This window comes from Streptosporangium sp. NPDC051023 (assembly GCF_040689595.1).
Lineage (GTDB): Bacteria > Actinomycetota > Actinomycetes > Streptosporangiales > Streptosporangiaceae > Streptosporangium.
This window is the reverse complement of the sequence record NZ_JBFBCE010000005.1, coordinates 1-13,964: the sequence shown is the minus strand read 5'-3', so window position 1 is coordinate 13,964 and position 13,964 is coordinate 1. Positions and strand designations below refer to the sequence as shown.

Sequence of the window (13,964 nt, the reverse complement as noted above, 5' to 3'; positions counted from 1 at the left end):
ATGAGGACATGTGGGAACCGACCTGTTCGTCCGAGAGTACGGGCGGGACGCAGCAGATGCGCCCGCCATCCTCATCCTGCACGGCGCCGTGGAGTCCGGCGCGTGCTACGGCGACGCCGTCGACCGCTGGGGCGGCGACTACCACATCGTGGCGCCGGACGCCCGGGGCCACGGGAAGTCGCCCGGCCGCCTGCCCGAGCACGAGGGCGTTCCGTCCACCGACGTGATGGTGCAGGACGCGATCGACATCCTCAAGGACATGCTCGACGAGACCGGGCGTAAGACGCTCGTCGTCGGGCACTCCATGGGCGCTCGGATCGCCGCCTTCGTCGCCGCCGACGCCCCGCACCTCGTGGCCGGCGTCGTGCTCGAGGACCCGCCGTGGTGGGTGCCGGAGGCCGGTCCCAACCCGTGGCTCAGCGTCGAGCAGACCGAAAAGGACCCCTTCGACTACGCCGACACGGCGTCGGTCGAGGAGCTCGTGGACATGCAGCGCGAGCTCAAGCCCCACTGGGCGGAGCAGGAGCTGCGCCCGCTCGCCGAGGCGATGAAGGCTGTCGACACCGACTACATGGAGCAGCGGCTCCACGAGAAGCGCCGGATCTGGACGCCGACCGCGCGGCAGATCACGGTCGGCCCGGCGGGCGTACCGGCGCTGCTCATCACCGGCACCGGCGATGTCATCGTCGACAAGCACTCCCGTGAGCGCCTCACGGCCGTCGCGCCCGGCTTCGACGTCGTCGTGATCGAGGGCGCCCACCACTGCGTGCGCCGCGACAAGCCGGACGAGTACCACCGGCACGTCGACGCCTTCCTCCGCGAGAACGCGCCGTCGGCCGGAGCCGTCACTCGACGCTGAAGGTGTCGGACCGCGCGAGCGGGCCGTAGACCTCCGAGTCCGGCGCGGCGACAGCGGCCCGCATCGCCTCCAACCCCGCGCGTACGACGGGGTGGCCCTGGTTGTCGCGCCGCGTCGTCATGATCACCTTGCGCAGCGGCGCGATGCCGCGCGTCGGCAGGATCGTCACCCAGTCGGCGTCGCGGGCGGAGAGCGCAGACTCCGGCACCAGGCAGATCCCCGCCTCGGCGGCGACCAGCGCCAGCGCGGCGCGGTAGTCGTCCGAGACGTGGGTGATCGGCGGGTGGAAGCCGAGTTCGGCGCACGCCTGCAGCACCATCGTGCGGCACGGGTTACCGGGCGAGGGCATGATCCAGCCCTCCTCGGTGAGCTGGGTGAGCCCGATGCCCTCCTCGCCGGCCAGCGGGTGCGCGTGGGGAAGGACGGCCTTGAACCGCTCGATGTAGAGCGGGAACTTCACGATGTCGGGGGAATCGCGCTCGGGGTCGGACTCGTACTCCAGGCTGACGGTCACGTCGATATCGCCGCGCATCAGCATCCGGTGGCTCATGTGCGCCTCCGCGTCGACGACCGTGACGTCGACGCCCGGCGCCTGGCGGCGCAGCTCGACGATGGCGGGTGCCACCAACCAGCTGATCGCCGTGGGGAAGGCGCCGATCCTGAGCTGCCCGAGGACACCGCCCGCGTGCGCGGCCAGGTCGGCCTCGGCGATCTTCAGCAGGGAGCTGATCTCCTCGGCGTGCCCGGCGAGGATGCGCCCGGCCGGCGTGAGCGCCAGCTTGCGCCCCGTACGTACGACGAGCGCGTGGCCGACCTCGCGCTCGAGCGCCGCGAGCTGCTGCGACACCGCGGACGGCGTCAGGTGCAGCGCCGCCGCGGTCGCGGTGACCGAGTCGGACAGCACGAAGGCACGGAGGACGAGGAGACGGCGGGGGTCGATCGTGGGCACGCGGGCTCCGTCGCGAGTCGGCCGGGCATCCGTCGCGGTAGGGGCATCCGCGAGGCGGGACCGGGGACCCCGATGCTAGCGGGCGCTTCCGGACACGAGGCGCTCCAGCATGCTGACCCCGACAGAGTTCGAGAACACGACCATCATGGCATGAAAATCCACAAATCCGACTCCAGAGACTCGGGACACACCAAAGCTGGGGGGCGATTCAGCCCAACGCTTGAGAGCGTCACATACCTCGACATGAGCATCCTTCACAGTGCGATGTAGGAAGTGGCCAACTTCCGCTCCGGAACACATGTGGGACTCAGCGAACACTTCAAGGCACGCGGCCGGCACGGCCGAGGACGTTGCTGTCACCGGAGATCGAAAAAGCCCCGAACGATGATCGTTCGGGAGCTCCCCCAAGCGGGCGACGTCAGGTGGACGTTTCAGTCCCGGCGGGAAACTTTCGCAGTCGCCGCAGTAGCCGTACCCACAGTGACCAACGTGCGGGACGGCGGCTCATACGGCCGGTCGCGGCGCGTTCGGCGTTGTCGAACAGATCGTGCACCAGGGCCTCGTGCATCCAGCGGATCACCAGCGGCCACAGTACGGCCATCCGCCCCTCGGCGGTGCCGACGATCGTGTGAGTGAGGCGGCAGCGGCCGGAGCCCTGCGCGGTGATGAGAAACTCGTGGTAGCCGTTGAGCCCCGAGCCCGGTTCGAAGGACAGGCGGACGCGACGGCCGGGCTCGTAGTCGGTGACACTGTAGCCGATCGGGCCGTGACCTCCGCGCGAGCCAAGGGTCAGCCCCGCGTCGAGGACCAGGGGCGGCCATGCTGGTTTGGGCCAGAGTTGGTCGTCTTCGGTTCCCACCTGATCCAACAGTGCGCCCAGGCGCTCAGCGGGCGCGTCAACGAGTCGGTGCTGGATGTTCCGCATCCGGGCCTCCATACGCTGGCGTATTGATACGGTGCCGTATCAATACGGTAGCGTATGCTCGTGACCTCCAAACGCCCGCGGCTTACCGCCCACGACTGGGCCGAGGCAGCCCTTGAGGCGCTCGGCGCCGCTGGACTGGCAGCCGTCGCCATCGAGCCGCTGGCCGTCCACCTCGGCACCACCAAGGGAAGCTTCTACGCCCACTACGCCAACCGCGAGGCACTCGTGTCCGCCGCGCTGACGCTGTGGGAGCAGCGTTCGACCGAGGCGCCGATCTACGCGCTGGAGGCCGAATCGGATCCCGTAGCGCGGCTACGGACGTTGCTGAAGCAAGCGGGCCGACGCACCGGCCAGGACCCAAGCGAGATCAACATCCTGGCTTCGGCCGGACACGAGCTGGTGGCTCCCGTGGTGCGACGGGTGATGCAACGGCGCGTCCAGTACCTGATCTCGCTGTTCGAGCAGATCGGGTTCACCCGGACCACGTCCGTCCATCGCGCGACGCTGGCGCACACCGCCTACATCGGGCTCATCGAGATGACGGCTCGTCTCCCGGGCGCGCTGCCCCTCGAGAACGCCCGCGCAACCGACGAATACGTCAAATCCGTACTCGCCCTGCTTCTATACGGCGCGGACCGCGGCGACCTACAGGGAGAAATCTGATGAGTGACACGCTCCAGACGTTCATGCCCACATACGACCACCGCGTCGTCCATGCGATCGGCATCCCCGCCCCGCCCGAGGACGTGTGGGCGCAGATGCTCGCCGTAACGCTCGCCGAGCTTCCGCTCCCCCGCCTGCTGATGGCCATCCGTACCTTCCCCACCCGCCTTCGCGGCGGCGAGTCCGCACTCACGGCCAGATCACAGCCGCTGGCCGAGCTCTTTCGCGCCGACAACCGCTGGATAACGCTGGCCCAAGAGCCGGGCCATGAACTGGTCCTCGGCAGAGTCGCTCGGTTCTGGCAGCCCGTCCCGACGGCGCCAGCCAATGTTCGCACCGCTGAGGACCTCACCGCCTTCCAGGAATCCGGGTTCGCCAAAGCGGTGATCTCCCACGAGATCATCCCAGAGGGGACCGGCTCACGGCTGGTGACCGAGACCCGCATCCAGGGGACCGACCCTCGCGTGCGACGGCTGTTCGCCGCCTACTGGTGGCTCATCAGACCGGGAGTCGGTCTCATCCGACGCAGTGCGCTCAACGCGGTCGCCCGCCGCTGCGACCATTCCGTCTAGGACCTGTACGGAGTTGAGATCAGAGGGATTCGCCTGCGCTTTGGCCTGCGATCCTGGTGGGCCATCCCTCTTTGGCAGGGTCAGGTGAGACATCGGGAGGAAGTACCCTTCTGAGCTGCTGATCCGAGTCTCATTGTCCGTCGTCGTTTGGGGCTGCTTCTCGGCGTGATGTGCCCTTGTTGTGTCCTGGATGAGGGGCGCTGGAAATGCTGGAAAGGGAGGCCTCGCCACGAACTGGGAGAGGGCCTGTGCTCCCCTGATGAGCCGCCGACGGGTCACGTTGATGAAGTTCGGCCGAGCCGCCTCAATCGACTCCCGCGCCTGTGCCCAGGCATCTGCCGAATGGAGCTCTCCCGTCTCGATGCTGTGTTTGGTCGCCCAGAACGTCTCATCGATCAGCAGTGCGGCACGGACGAGATCCGCATGGCCTACCAAGGTCAACGTCGCCAACGCCTCGTTCCATGGCACCCAGTCAGGAGCGCTTTTCCGCCATTTTGGTGAGGTCCGGCACCGGTGTCGCGGGTCATGACGCTGCCGAGTTCTGGTCCATGAGTTCGTCGTGGTTGTCGGCGGCCCACTGTGCAAGCTGAGCCAGGGGTCCGTTCGCGAAGGACTCTCCGAGCGGTGAGAGTTGGTAGACCGCGCCTGCACGGGCAGACGCTTGCCCGGCAACGCGCATCTTGGTGACGAGTCCGTGCGACTGCAGACGTTGGAGTGCCTGAGTCAGCACCTTGTCGCTTACTCCCGCGATGCGCAAGAGCAGTTCGTTGCGCCGTGTTGGCCCCAGACGCAGGGCGGAAAGCACGATGGGATCCCAGGTGTGGTTGATCAGTTCGGCTGCCGCGCGCACGTGGCAGTCGGAGACGAAGGTCTGGCAGGTCTGCTCGGGCACGGAATCCAGTGTCCCATCGGTCGCCTACCAAACGGTAGGAGCCTCGTTCGTAGCGTTGGTGAAGGCCCTGCGTGGACACCGCTTGCGGACAAAGGAGATCGTTGTGAACCTAGGAATCTTGGGCACCGGGAATCTGGCTGTGACGCTCGGCCGAGCGTGGGCCACGGCCGGCCATTCGGTGGCGGTGACAGGGCGGAACGCGCTGCGCGCCGGTGAGGCCGCCGCCCAGATCGGCCACGCCGCCCAGGCCGTCGACCCCGCGGACTTCGCGACTCAGGTCGACGTGGTCGTCGTCGCAGTCTCTTGGGAGGGCCTGGAGACTGCGCTGTCTCTGGTCGGCGGCCCGCAGGGGTCGCTGGCCGACAAGACCGTGCTCGACTGCACCAACCCGCTCGACTACCAGACCGGACAGCTCAAGCCTGCTACCGGCTCAGCAGCGCAACTCGTGGCCGGTGCCGCCACGGGGGCGCACGTGGTCAAGGCACTGCACTTGTTCTCAGGCGCCTCGTGGCCGTATGCGGGACCGCGGGCCACGGCGCCGGTCGTGGCCATCTGCGGCGACGAGCCACGTGCGCTCGATGACGCTGCCGCACTGATTCGCGATCTTGGTGGGCAGAGCGCCGTGGTCGGAGGGCTCGATAGCTCACGGCAACTGGAGGAAGCAGCGGGATTCGTCATCAGGGTCGTCGCCGCGGGCCATAACCCGAGGCTTGCCGTTCCCGACGTGGACCCGGCGGCCCTTCGAGCCGCCCAGGCCACGACCGTCTGAGCCCTCGACAGGGCCGTGACGTCATGGCCGTAGGTCTCGACGAACTCGGCGTAGTCCGCTTCGGAGAGCCGGACGACCTCCGGCGAAGCTCGGGAGCGATCCGCAAGGCCGCCGGCCTCGGCGACATGCGCTTTCACGATCTCCGCCGCACCTACGTCAGCTGTTGCTCAACCCTCGACGTACCATCCCAGGTCGTCCGCGACATCGTCGGCCACAGCGACATCGAGGTCACCATGACCATCTAATGCCCACGTCTCCCTCGACGACAAGCGCAACGCTCTCGACAAACTTGGAGAAGCCTTCAGTAGCTTGGCATCGTGCCCTGCCTTCTCCCCTAATCAGGGCACGACAACCATTACTCAGGCCGTACCCGTACAGCTGGCTTTCCCTTCGAGCTACAGCTGACGCAGCACCTGCATGGCGTTCTTCTCGATGCGCGAAAGATCGTGGAGGATGACGCCGGCCTGCTCGAGGTACCCCGCGTCGCCACTCTCTCCAGCCTTCGCGATCAAGGTAGACACGTCCGTCCACAGGACGGCGGCATCGGCGTACAGCCTGTGACCGGCGCGGAGGTTGCCGTCGTCGATCAGCCGGGTGCACTCGTCGAGGAAGTCCCGATAGAGGGCACGAAACAGGGCACCGCCGGTGCCGCCCTTCTCCATGAGGAGGGCGGCCTGCGGCAGGTCCTGCTGCGGCTCGCCGGCGCGTAGCAGCCATCTGGGCACCTGTTTGCCGGCTTTCTCGATGCCACGGTGGCCCAGGTTGGCGATGGGAGCGGCGAGGAAGGCCTCAGCGCAGTCTTTGATGGCGGGAATGATCTGGTCCTGCCAGGAAAGCGGGTGAGCCGGCAGGGTGACGGTGAAGGATCGGTTCCTGGCGGTCATCGGGCCACGTTCGGCCCGCGCCATGGCAAGGCTGGCCCGGCCGGTGCGCACCGCTCCTCCCTGCTGGTCAGTGTCCACAAGGTAGACGTCATGCTCGTCGTAGCCGTACATGGCGACGACATGACCGCCGAAGTGCACCTTGGAGCGGAAATAGTCCAGGTGGTAGCAGTCGAGTTGGAGGCCGACCGGCCGACCGGCGTCGATAGGGGCGGCCACGTTCTCCCACGCCTTGCGCGGTGAGGTGGTCTCCTCGGCCACTAACGTCAGCCCCAGCCTGGCGGCCAGGTTCCTGGTGAGGTCGAAAGGCTTGACGCGGCCTCCGAGAAAGGGGAGCGTCATGCCCTTGCTGTCCCAATAAATGAAGGACAGGCCCGAGCCCAGCCCGAACAGCATAGGCTCGGACAGATCAAGTCCCTCATGCCGCAACAGCACCCCCAGCGCCGTCGTCTCGCAGTGGTGCATGCCGCGGGCCTCGATGTCCTTCACGGTGGTCATGCGTTGCTCTCCTCGTGCTGACGCAGCGAACAGTCACACCGTCCCCATCCCTGACACCTTCATGATCAACTACTGGGGACCACTGGGAGGAGCATGAGGTCTCCCACAGTGGGAGAGTCCAGCCGAGACCGGACTCACCTTCGACGCTCCGGCAAACCCATGACCGACTCCACGAGTTCAACCTGTGTGACAGCCGAACTGCTCGATCATCCATCATCAGAGCGTTCGACTCCGAAGCCCGTTGCTGTCACCGGAGATCAAAAAAGCCCTGAACGATGCTCGTATGGAACACGACCAAAACCACGACCGGAAAGCGACACCGCTGTCTGGCGCAAGGGCGCGACTCAAACCGAGCCGAGCTCATGCCATCCTGTCAGCTGTGGATCACGGAGCTCTGGTCGGCCTCTGGGAGAGCACGCCCTATGACCACGGGTCATTGGAGACCTGCTGGCTGGGGTTTCTCCAGGATGACCGCGGTTGGAGCGCTTGGGCCAGCATGGCAGGCGGAATCGATGTGGACCGGTTTCGCTGGCACTGCCCGGCTGCGGACGTCCTGGAACTGCGATACGAGTGGCATGCCAGCGGCGACTGGCAGCGGACCGGGAACGCCCTCACCGTCGCCACGATCACGGAACAGGAATCAGGCGACGAAGTAGTACAAACAGGCTTCACGATCGGACCAGACGAAACGGCCATGACCAGAAGCCCGTTCACCGCGCTGCATCTTGAACTGGCTCTTCAGTTCTGTAAGGACTACGCGTTCAGACAACGCGGCATCTCAACCAGAGACGACCCGGCTCACGATGTCTCCCCGTGGTCGTCGCCCGCCCCGTAGAGGCCCTCCGAGGCATCGGAAGGGGAGACAGCTCGCCGGGGGCGTCCTGGTCTGGTCAGGTAGGCCGGGTTGTGATCATGGTGGAGATTGAGCCAAATGCAGGCATGACAGAGGTGCCGAGAAGCTTGCGCTTTGGAGACCCTCTGTAAGTCATCCCGCGCCGACATTGTCGGCAAACGTAACCAAGAACGCCCCGGCCGTGATCGGCTCGGGGCGTTTCTGCTGCTCAGCTGCTGTGGTCAGGGGCGGGGTCGAACCGCCGACCTTCCGCTTTTCAGGCGGACCAATCACCCTGCTCCCCTGAACCTGCACGAGGTCAGAGGGGTGTGGACGGCTGCCGCCGTACGTCTGTGGTGGCCGACGTTGTCGTCAGCGTTGTCGTCAGACCCACGCTGTCTCAGCCCAGGTCATCGTCATCGACTCACCGCTTTCCAGTGCCAGGGACGGGGACCACTCTCACCGCGGATCGCGGCCAGCCGTACGGCCGCCTCACTGCGAAGCCCGGCGTCCTCCATGCCGACCTGGGCCGCCATGGTGACCAGGCGAAGCTCCCGAATGTCCCTTAGCACCCGATAGCCCTCCCAGGCCATGACGTCATGACCGTAGGTCTCGACGAACGCGGCGTAGTCGTCTGCGGAGATCCCTCCGAGAGTGGCGTACTTGACCGCCATGGACACCAGATCCCATTCTGGCGGCCCGAACGCGCTGCGCTCGAAGTCGGCCAGCACCACCCGGCCGTCCTCGGTGGCCAGCACGTTGCCGATCCAGGCGTCCCCGTGCACCACACAGCCGGGCAACCCCGGCGACAACTCCGCGTACCCGTGTTCGAGGTCGGCCAGGCGCTCACGCAGCCACTGTCGTTCCTCTGCGGTGTACATGCGGGCACGGTCGATCCGGTCCGCGAGCCGTACGAACGGATCCAGCGCGGAAAGTATGAAGTGCTCCGGAGGAGTCAGACCGTGCAGCCTCCGCAGCAGGGCGGCGACGTCAGCGGCGGTGCCCGGCCGGTGCGGCGGAAGCTCCCGCCAGAACGTCACCGCCCTGCCGTCGGCCTCCACCGGCTGCTCCACATCGGGGAGGGTCTGTACGGCAGGCACCCCGGCGCCTTCCAGCCAGCGGGCCACCTGGACCTCCTTGACCGCGGCCTGGAACTGGCCGACCCGGCTGACCCGCGCGACGACGCCGTATGACAGCCGGTAGATGGCGTTCTCACTGAAACGGATCGGCTCAGCGTCGCGTGCGTCGACCCCGGCCTGTCGGCAGGCGGCACGCAGCGCCCTCAGGCTTGCCTGTTCCACAGGGTCGGCCTGGGTCATGCGCCCGCGACCACTTCGACGATGCGGTGCCGCAACTCCGCCACCTCACTCAGGCGCTCGTGCGGAACGGCGAGCCGATGGAGCTCGCGGAGCTCGTCGGCGGTTCTGCCGGAGCGTACGGTGGCCGCGTCCCGCAACGCGCGCGTGCCAATCGCGGCGGCCTCTTCCGGGGCACCGGTCACCATGGTCAGCGACGCGAGCTTGATGCCGCTGAACGCTCGGGAACGCGCGTAGATATCACCGTGACCGGCCACCGCGGCCGAGAGCCGATCGGACGCCTCCCCGACGAACCGGCCGTTGACCGCGAGGTCGAACAAGGCATGCCCGGTGTCTCCGGCGTGCTGGGCGGCATCGTAGTAGCGCATCCACGGCCATTCCTCACCGGTCTTCAAACGGCCGAACTCCTCATCGGCCATACCGATCGTGCTCAGGGTCTCCTGGGTGCGGCCGAGCTTGGCCAGTGCTCGGGCGCGGGCAGACAGCAGCATGGCCCGCTCGGCCGCGGTGAGCCGGTCGGCGCGGACCAGGGCGAGCTCGACGAGGGTCAGACCGGTGTCCGGGTCGCCGCACCAGATCGCCTGCCGGGCCATGGTCGAGAGCACCTTCGCCCGGAGGTGCCAGTCTCCGACCTCCTCCGCACAGGCCAGCGCCATCCGGAACATACGCCTGGCGTCCTCATGGGCATAGGCGTCGAACGCCATGGATGCCGCGACGTGCCCGAGGAATCCGACCGCGGCATACAGGTCGGTGTGCAGCCGCTGCGGGCACCGGGCCGCCAGCAGTTCGGCCGAGTAGCGGAGCTGGCTGTTGACGGCCTCACGGACCAGGCCGCTGCCGTAGGCGTGGTCCCACCTGGAGAAGACTCCGGCGATGTCACGCACGCCCTGGATGTCGGTGGCGGTGACGACCGCCGGAACACGGGTCACCTCGGTCGCGGTCGACAGTTCGGCGAACGGGTGACCGGCCGCCATCGCGACGGCCCCGAAGGCCGCGCGGAGAAACTCTTTGCGGTCCACGTCCGTCACCGTAACCGCGACCGGCGAGTGATGCGGGCGCCGGAATCCGAGGGCGCCATCGGTCTGCACACCCAGTACGGCACGCAACCCCCTGCGGTAGTCACTGTTGGGCCAGCGGAGAACCCCGCGCTCCATCTTGCCGATGTAGTTCGCACTCAGACATGCCTTACGCTTCAGATGCTCATAAATCCACGCATTGACCATATCGGCGAGTTCTTGTCGAGACAGGACCTGCCCGGCGATATTCGGGGATTCCCTGCGCTCTCGTGCTTGACGTAGCTGAACGTTCGGTTCGGCCATGGCCACTCCCCTCTTCGGGACACCCTTAAAGCATGACCGCGAGAAGCATGCCGGGCAAATCTTCAATCTGCCCTCTATCTGCCCCTTGACAGGCCTGACATCTGGTCTTCCGTCTCTCGACTTCTCTTCGCAGAGTTGTTCCAGCAGATGGCGCACTGAAGCGATGCTCTTATCCCTCCGTGTCCAATGGCACAGGTAAGGCGATTTCATAAGGCGCTACAAAAGCGGGCACCGCAGGCACTACCCGCCGTACGGGCCCTCGATCACACCGGAGGTGCGGACCCATGAACGACTCTGGGACCGTTTCGCTTCCCCTTGACGAGACAACTACAGAAAGCCAGGACAAGGCCTTGGCCGTCGTGCAGCGGCTCCTCAAAACGCGAGGAGTGCGCGCCCAGTACCACCAGACGATCAGCATGGCTCTGTTCGCCAACCGTCCAGACGTCCTCTACCGGCCCCACAAGCCACCCCTTCAGCAGTGGCTGACCTGGCACCCTCCCGAGCTGGTCGTCCGCGACGCCTCGGGGCGCCGCGCCGTCACCGTGACCATGGGAGCGCACGCCGACTGCTACATGATCTGCCTGCACATGCCTCCCACTTCTCAGACGGTCAGTCGGCAGCGGGCGGAAAAGGTCGTGGAACTGATCCTGTCAGCCGCTCCGATGATGCAAGGAACGCGGCCAGACGCTCCCCCTGTACCTCCACCGCTGCCCAAGCGGCTATCCCGCCCCCCTTCCCTCGGCCCGGCGTGCGGCCTGAGACCACCAGATCTACCCGGTGCAACGACGGCCAACGTCCCCGCGCCTGACGACATTCGCGTGAACACCTGTGGCTCCGATGGGATCAGCACGGCTCCATCGACGCCTCACTCATCCGCGCTGACGACGCGCTCCAGAGTCTTCTTCCCCACCACATAAGTCGGACCCGCCCGACGTACGCGGCGTCGGAACGGGTCCTTAATCGGACGATGGAGGTCCGACTCATGGGAGATGGTAGATCTGCAACACCCGCACCGGCCATCCCGGGCTGGCGGCTGATCATCAGCGACAGGGGCCGGTTCTGGGCCATCCGCCGCCAGGCGTTCCCCCGGGGCGCGTTGCACGCCGGGGCCGAACCCACCGTGGACGCCGACACCTTCGAGCAGGTGCAGGCCGAGGTCGCCCGCCAGGAGGAGATCGCCCAGCAGTTCCCCGGACGGGTGGCGTCGTGATCGGGCGCGCAGCCCGTGAGCCGGGACGGCACCGTGAGGGCCAACCACACAGCGCCGTTCATCGCCGCCTGTGGGATGGCCCGGCCCGCGCCGAGGCCGAACGGCTGGACCGCACGTGGCTGGAGTGGACCGTGCTCTACAGCCTGGGCAACCGCCGCTTCTACGCCGTGGCGGGCTGGCCGAGCATCCAGCCGGTGCTGATCGAGAACGAGACGGCCACGGGTCTGGAGAAGCAGATGTACGAGGCGGAGATGACCAGGATCGCCCACCGCGCACCCGGCCCGGCATCTGCACCTCCCGTAGACAAGCCCGGCGGCGCCTTTTCCCAGGCGCCTGCCGCCGTACCACACCACCCCCACCCCTACCGTTCACGCCGGGGGAGGGCCGCATGAGGACACCGAAGCGGCACGTGATGACACCGGAGCAGAAAGAGCAGCTCGCCGAACTGAAGCAGGCCCACCCCGGCTGGATCGTCTCCTACGACGACGGCATCCGCGTCTGGAACGCCTTCCGCCGGAAGATCCCCGACCGGCAGGAACGGGAAGCGGGCATCGACTTCCTGATCAAAGCGCCCACGGCCGAGCGCTTGGACGAGGAGTTGGTCCGGCAGGCGGAGATCCTGGCCGCCCTGCCCGCCCCTCCCCCGCGACCCACTGTTCCCCGCACCTTCCTGCGGCCCTGAAGCCGGTACGGCGGGCGGAGAGCCCCCTCCCCGCCCGCCGTACCACTCCCGCGTGCGGCCCGAGAAAGAGGAGGGACTCGGGTCGCACCACCACGCGGTTCCCGGGGCATCGGGGAAGGGGAACCGCTCCGCGCCGGTCACTGTGCCCCGGTGACTGGCCTCCCCCAGGTGCCCGGCCAGACGACAGCCCCACTGGCCGGGCACCTCCCACGCTCACCACCTGGCACGAGAGCCGACCTTGACCGAACACGACCTTGAGATGATCGCCCTGCTGGGCACCATCTATCCCGGCTGGCGCTTCCAGACATGCGACGCCCCGGGCGTTGCCCGATGGTGGGCGCTCCGCTACCGGCCGGTCACCGCAGCCCAATACGCGGCCGGGGCGCGTGACTCCATCGGCCGGTCCACCCCGGAGCGCCTGGCTGCCGCGCTCGGCCAGCACGTCGAGATCACCGACCGCGTCCGCCAACAGCACCCCTGATCCCCGGGCGGCTCGTGCCGACCACGCTCCGCGAGCCGTCCGGCCACTTCCTCATCCGCCCCTCACCGAGAGACAGACCCCATGGCCAGCATCATGATCACCGGCCCTAACGGCGTCTTCACCGTTGACGGCACCACAGAGCGACTCCTGACCCCCGGCGAGGTCGCGCGCATGTTCCGCGTGGATCCCAAGACGGTCAACCGCTGGGCGAACGCGGGCAAGCTCAACTCCATCCGCACACTGGGTGGATACCACCGCTACCGGGAGAGTGAGGTACTGGCGTTGCTGCGCGGTGATCGGGAGACATTGGCGGGTGAGAACGAAACCAGATAAGACACCCGCGTTAGGAGAGCGATCGTCTTTCCCAGTGATCATTGGCCTGAGCTGCCAAAACCGCACATGTAGTGATCAACTTCCATTGATCATTCCGTACATGCTCCATGGCCGGAAGCTCATTACTGCGGCCCTCGGACTGGGGCGATTTCCTGATGCCGATCTGGACGCCCTCGTCCCGGCGGGGCCGACGCCACTGCACGCGAGCCGTCAAGCGGCGATCCGATCGCAGGCCATGCACCCGCCGGGCCGAGAGGTGACAACCCTTCAAGGGGCTGTCTACCCAGGATCTCTTAATGAGTCGATCGCCCCAGCCATATATGGAGAGTATCGAAGTAAGCGATCGTCACGGCCTGAGCGGCTGGCTGCCTGATTCGCTGGCTCGCTTGAACATGAGGTGAGCAGAGCTGCGCGAGCAAGTAGTCATGGGCATACATCCCGCTGGTAGGACTCGCCAGGCAGATACTGCGCCCAGTTCTCCTTACTCATGGGGCCTCCCGTGAGAGCGCAGACAGCGGAGAACGGATTAGCCGGAAGGTTCACGTCCCACACCCGGGCGGTGTTGTCGCTGCTGGCGGTGGCCAGACGCGTTCCGTCGGGACTGAACGCCACCTCCCACACCCTGTCTTGGTGGCCGGTGAGGGTGGTGATCAGCTTGCCGGTCTTCGCCTCCCACACCCGGGCGGTGTTGTCCCAGCTGGCGGTGGCCAGACGTGACCCGTCGGGACTGAACGCCACCGCAGACACGTTGTCTTGGTGGCCGGTGAGGGTGGTGATCAGCTT

Annotated in this window: 17 protein-coding genes, 1 tRNA gene and 1 pseudogene; 11 read left to right on the top strand and 8 right to left on the bottom strand. The window is 66.9% G+C overall.

The annotated features are described in order from the left end of the window. Positions 1-10 precede the first annotated feature (10 nt). Positions 11-859 carry an alpha/beta fold hydrolase gene (locus AB0395_RS04630; protein WP_366277055.1) on the top strand — a complete coding sequence of 283 codons (849 nt, stop codon included), beginning with the start codon at positions 11-13 and terminating at the stop codon, positions 857-859. Here the strand turns inward: AB0395_RS04630 and AB0395_RS04625 are convergent. After that, positions 846-1,808, bottom strand: coding sequence for a LysR family transcriptional regulator (locus tag AB0395_RS04625; RefSeq protein ID WP_366277052.1), 963 nt, complete (start codon positions 1,806-1,808; stop codon positions 846-848). The two genes, AB0395_RS04630 and AB0395_RS04625, sit on opposite strands and share 14 nt — an antisense overlap. Positions 1,809-2,226: 418 nt before the next feature. Further along, on the bottom strand, positions 2,227-2,733 hold the full coding sequence (locus tag AB0395_RS04620) for an SRPBCC family protein (protein ID WP_366277050.1): 507 nt from the start codon (positions 2,731-2,733) through the stop codon (positions 2,227-2,229). A gap of 60 nt (positions 2,734-2,793) precedes the next feature. On the opposite strand from AB0395_RS04620, the gene AB0395_RS04615 reads away from it, so the two are divergent. Together AB0395_RS04615 and AB0395_RS04610 are read left to right on the top strand one after the other, a co-directional pair. Then, positions 2,794-3,396, top strand: coding sequence for a TetR/AcrR family transcriptional regulator (locus AB0395_RS04615; RefSeq protein ID WP_366277047.1), 603 nt, complete (start codon positions 2,794-2,796; stop codon positions 3,394-3,396). Further along, the gene (locus AB0395_RS04610; protein ID WP_366277046.1) at positions 3,396-3,968 is read left to right on the top strand and encodes a hypothetical protein; all 573 of its coding nucleotides are present in this window, start codon (positions 3,396-3,398) and stop codon (positions 3,966-3,968) included. The genes AB0395_RS04615 and AB0395_RS04610 overlap by 1 nt, the downstream gene beginning before the upstream one ends. Positions 3,969-4,491: 523 nt before the next feature. On the opposite strand, the gene AB0395_RS04605 is transcribed toward AB0395_RS04610, so the two are convergent. Next, on the bottom strand, positions 4,492-4,860 hold the full coding sequence (locus AB0395_RS04605) for a helix-turn-helix domain-containing protein (RefSeq protein ID WP_366277044.1): 369 nt from the start codon (positions 4,858-4,860) through the stop codon (positions 4,492-4,494). A gap of 103 nt (positions 4,861-4,963) precedes the next feature. Between AB0395_RS04605 and AB0395_RS04600 the strand changes: the two genes are divergently transcribed. Next, positions 4,964-5,629: an NAD(P)-binding domain-containing protein gene (locus tag AB0395_RS04600; protein ID WP_366277041.1), complete on the top strand. Its 666-nt coding sequence runs from the start codon at positions 4,964-4,966 to the stop codon at positions 5,627-5,629. A gap of 23 nt (positions 5,630-5,652) precedes the next feature. Then, positions 5,653-5,874: a hypothetical protein gene (locus tag AB0395_RS04595; RefSeq protein ID WP_366277038.1), complete on the top strand. Its 222-nt coding sequence runs from the start codon at positions 5,653-5,655 to the stop codon at positions 5,872-5,874. Positions 5,875-6,024: 150 nt separating this feature from the next. On the opposite strand, the gene AB0395_RS04590 is transcribed toward AB0395_RS04595, so the two are convergent. Further along, positions 6,025-7,008, bottom strand: a complete 984-nt coding sequence (locus AB0395_RS04590; protein ID WP_366277036.1) for a BtrH N-terminal domain-containing protein — start codon at positions 7,006-7,008, stop codon at positions 6,025-6,027. 283 nt (positions 7,009-7,291) lie between these two features. On the opposite strand from AB0395_RS04590, the gene AB0395_RS04585 reads away from it, so the two are divergent. Next, complete coding sequence (locus AB0395_RS04585; RefSeq protein WP_366277034.1) at positions 7,292-7,843, top strand: hypothetical protein; 552 nt, start codon at positions 7,292-7,294, stop codon at positions 7,841-7,843. Between the two features lie 236 nt (positions 7,844-8,079). Here AB0395_RS04585 and AB0395_RS04580 read toward each other — a convergent pair. The 3 genes from AB0395_RS04580 to AB0395_RS04570 all read right to left on the bottom strand — a co-directional run bounded on the left by AB0395_RS04580 (position 8,080) and on the right by AB0395_RS04570 (position 10,310). Then, positions 8,080-8,149, bottom strand: a tRNA-Phe gene (locus AB0395_RS04580). Positions 8,150-8,256: 107 nt separating this feature from the next. Beyond that, positions 8,257-9,159, bottom strand: a complete 903-nt coding sequence (locus AB0395_RS04575; RefSeq protein ID WP_366277031.1) for a phosphotransferase — start codon at positions 9,157-9,159, stop codon at positions 8,257-8,259. Beyond that, the gene (locus tag AB0395_RS04570; RefSeq protein ID WP_366277028.1) at positions 9,156-10,310 is read right to left on the bottom strand and encodes a hypothetical protein; all 1,155 of its coding nucleotides are present in this window, start codon (positions 10,308-10,310) and stop codon (positions 9,156-9,158) included. Before AB0395_RS04570 ends, AB0395_RS04575 begins: the two co-directional genes overlap by 4 nt. A 1,147-nt stretch (positions 10,311-11,457) precedes the next feature. Between AB0395_RS04570 and AB0395_RS04565 the strand changes: the two genes are divergently transcribed. The 5 genes from AB0395_RS04565 to AB0395_RS04545 all read left to right on the top strand — a co-directional run bounded on the left by AB0395_RS04565 (position 11,458) and on the right by AB0395_RS04545 (position 13,181). Continuing rightward, positions 11,458-11,685, top strand: a complete 228-nt coding sequence (locus tag AB0395_RS04565; RefSeq protein ID WP_366277025.1) for a hypothetical protein — start codon at positions 11,458-11,460, stop codon at positions 11,683-11,685. After that, complete coding sequence (locus AB0395_RS04560; protein ID WP_366277022.1) at positions 11,682-12,077, top strand: hypothetical protein; 396 nt, start codon at positions 11,682-11,684, stop codon at positions 12,075-12,077. Before AB0395_RS04565 ends, AB0395_RS04560 begins: the two co-directional genes overlap by 4 nt. Then, positions 12,074-12,367 carry a hypothetical protein gene (locus tag AB0395_RS04555; RefSeq protein WP_366277020.1) on the top strand — a complete coding sequence of 98 codons (294 nt, stop codon included), beginning with the start codon at positions 12,074-12,076 and terminating at the stop codon, positions 12,365-12,367. Before AB0395_RS04560 ends, AB0395_RS04555 begins: the two co-directional genes overlap by 4 nt. Before the next feature lie 238 nt (positions 12,368-12,605). Next, positions 12,606-12,848: a hypothetical protein gene (locus tag AB0395_RS04550; protein ID WP_366277018.1), complete on the top strand. Its 243-nt coding sequence runs from the start codon at positions 12,606-12,608 to the stop codon at positions 12,846-12,848. A 93-nt stretch (positions 12,849-12,941) separates the two neighbouring features. Then, positions 12,942-13,181, top strand: coding sequence for a BldC family transcriptional regulator (locus tag AB0395_RS04545; protein WP_366277331.1), 240 nt, complete (start codon positions 12,942-12,944; stop codon positions 13,179-13,181). Positions 13,182-13,604: 423 nt separating this feature from the next. On the opposite strand, the pseudogene AB0395_RS04540 reads toward AB0395_RS04545, so the two are convergent. Further along, positions 13,605-13,964: pseudogene (locus AB0395_RS04540) on the bottom strand (hypothetical protein); the annotation flags it as partial.

Bases quoted from the DNA above. Each gene is read 5' to 3' on its own strand.
- AB0395_RS04575 (WP_366277031.1), bottom strand. From the start codon at position 9,159: ATGACCCAGGCCGACCCTGTGGAACAGGCAAGCCTGAGGGCGCTGCGT.
- AB0395_RS04610 (WP_366277046.1), top strand. From the start codon at position 3,396: ATGAGTGACACGCTCCAGACGTTCATGCCCACATACGACCACCGCGTC.
- AB0395_RS04570 (WP_366277028.1), bottom strand. From the start codon at position 10,310: ATGGAGCGCGGGGTTCTCCGCTGGCCCAACAGTGACTACCGCAGGGGG.
- AB0395_RS04620 (WP_366277050.1), bottom strand. From the start codon at position 2,733: ATGCGGAACATCCAGCACCGACTCGTTGACGCGCCCGCTGAGCGCCTG.
- AB0395_RS04555 (WP_366277020.1), top strand. From the start codon at position 12,074: ATGAGGACACCGAAGCGGCACGTGATGACACCGGAGCAGAAAGAGCAG.
- AB0395_RS04565 (WP_366277025.1), top strand. From the start codon at position 11,458: ATGGGAGATGGTAGATCTGCAACACCCGCACCGGCCATCCCGGGCTGG.
- AB0395_RS04595 (WP_366277038.1), top strand. From the start codon at position 5,653: ATGGCCGTAGGTCTCGACGAACTCGGCGTAGTCCGCTTCGGAGAGCCG.
- AB0395_RS04590 (WP_366277036.1), bottom strand. From the start codon at position 7,008: ATGACCACCGTGAAGGACATCGAGGCCCGCGGCATGCACCACTGCGAG.
- AB0395_RS04585 (WP_366277034.1), top strand. From the start codon at position 7,292: ATGGAACACGACCAAAACCACGACCGGAAAGCGACACCGCTGTCTGGC.
- AB0395_RS04545 (WP_366277331.1), top strand. From the start codon at position 12,942: ATGATCACCGGCCCTAACGGCGTCTTCACCGTTGACGGCACCACAGAG.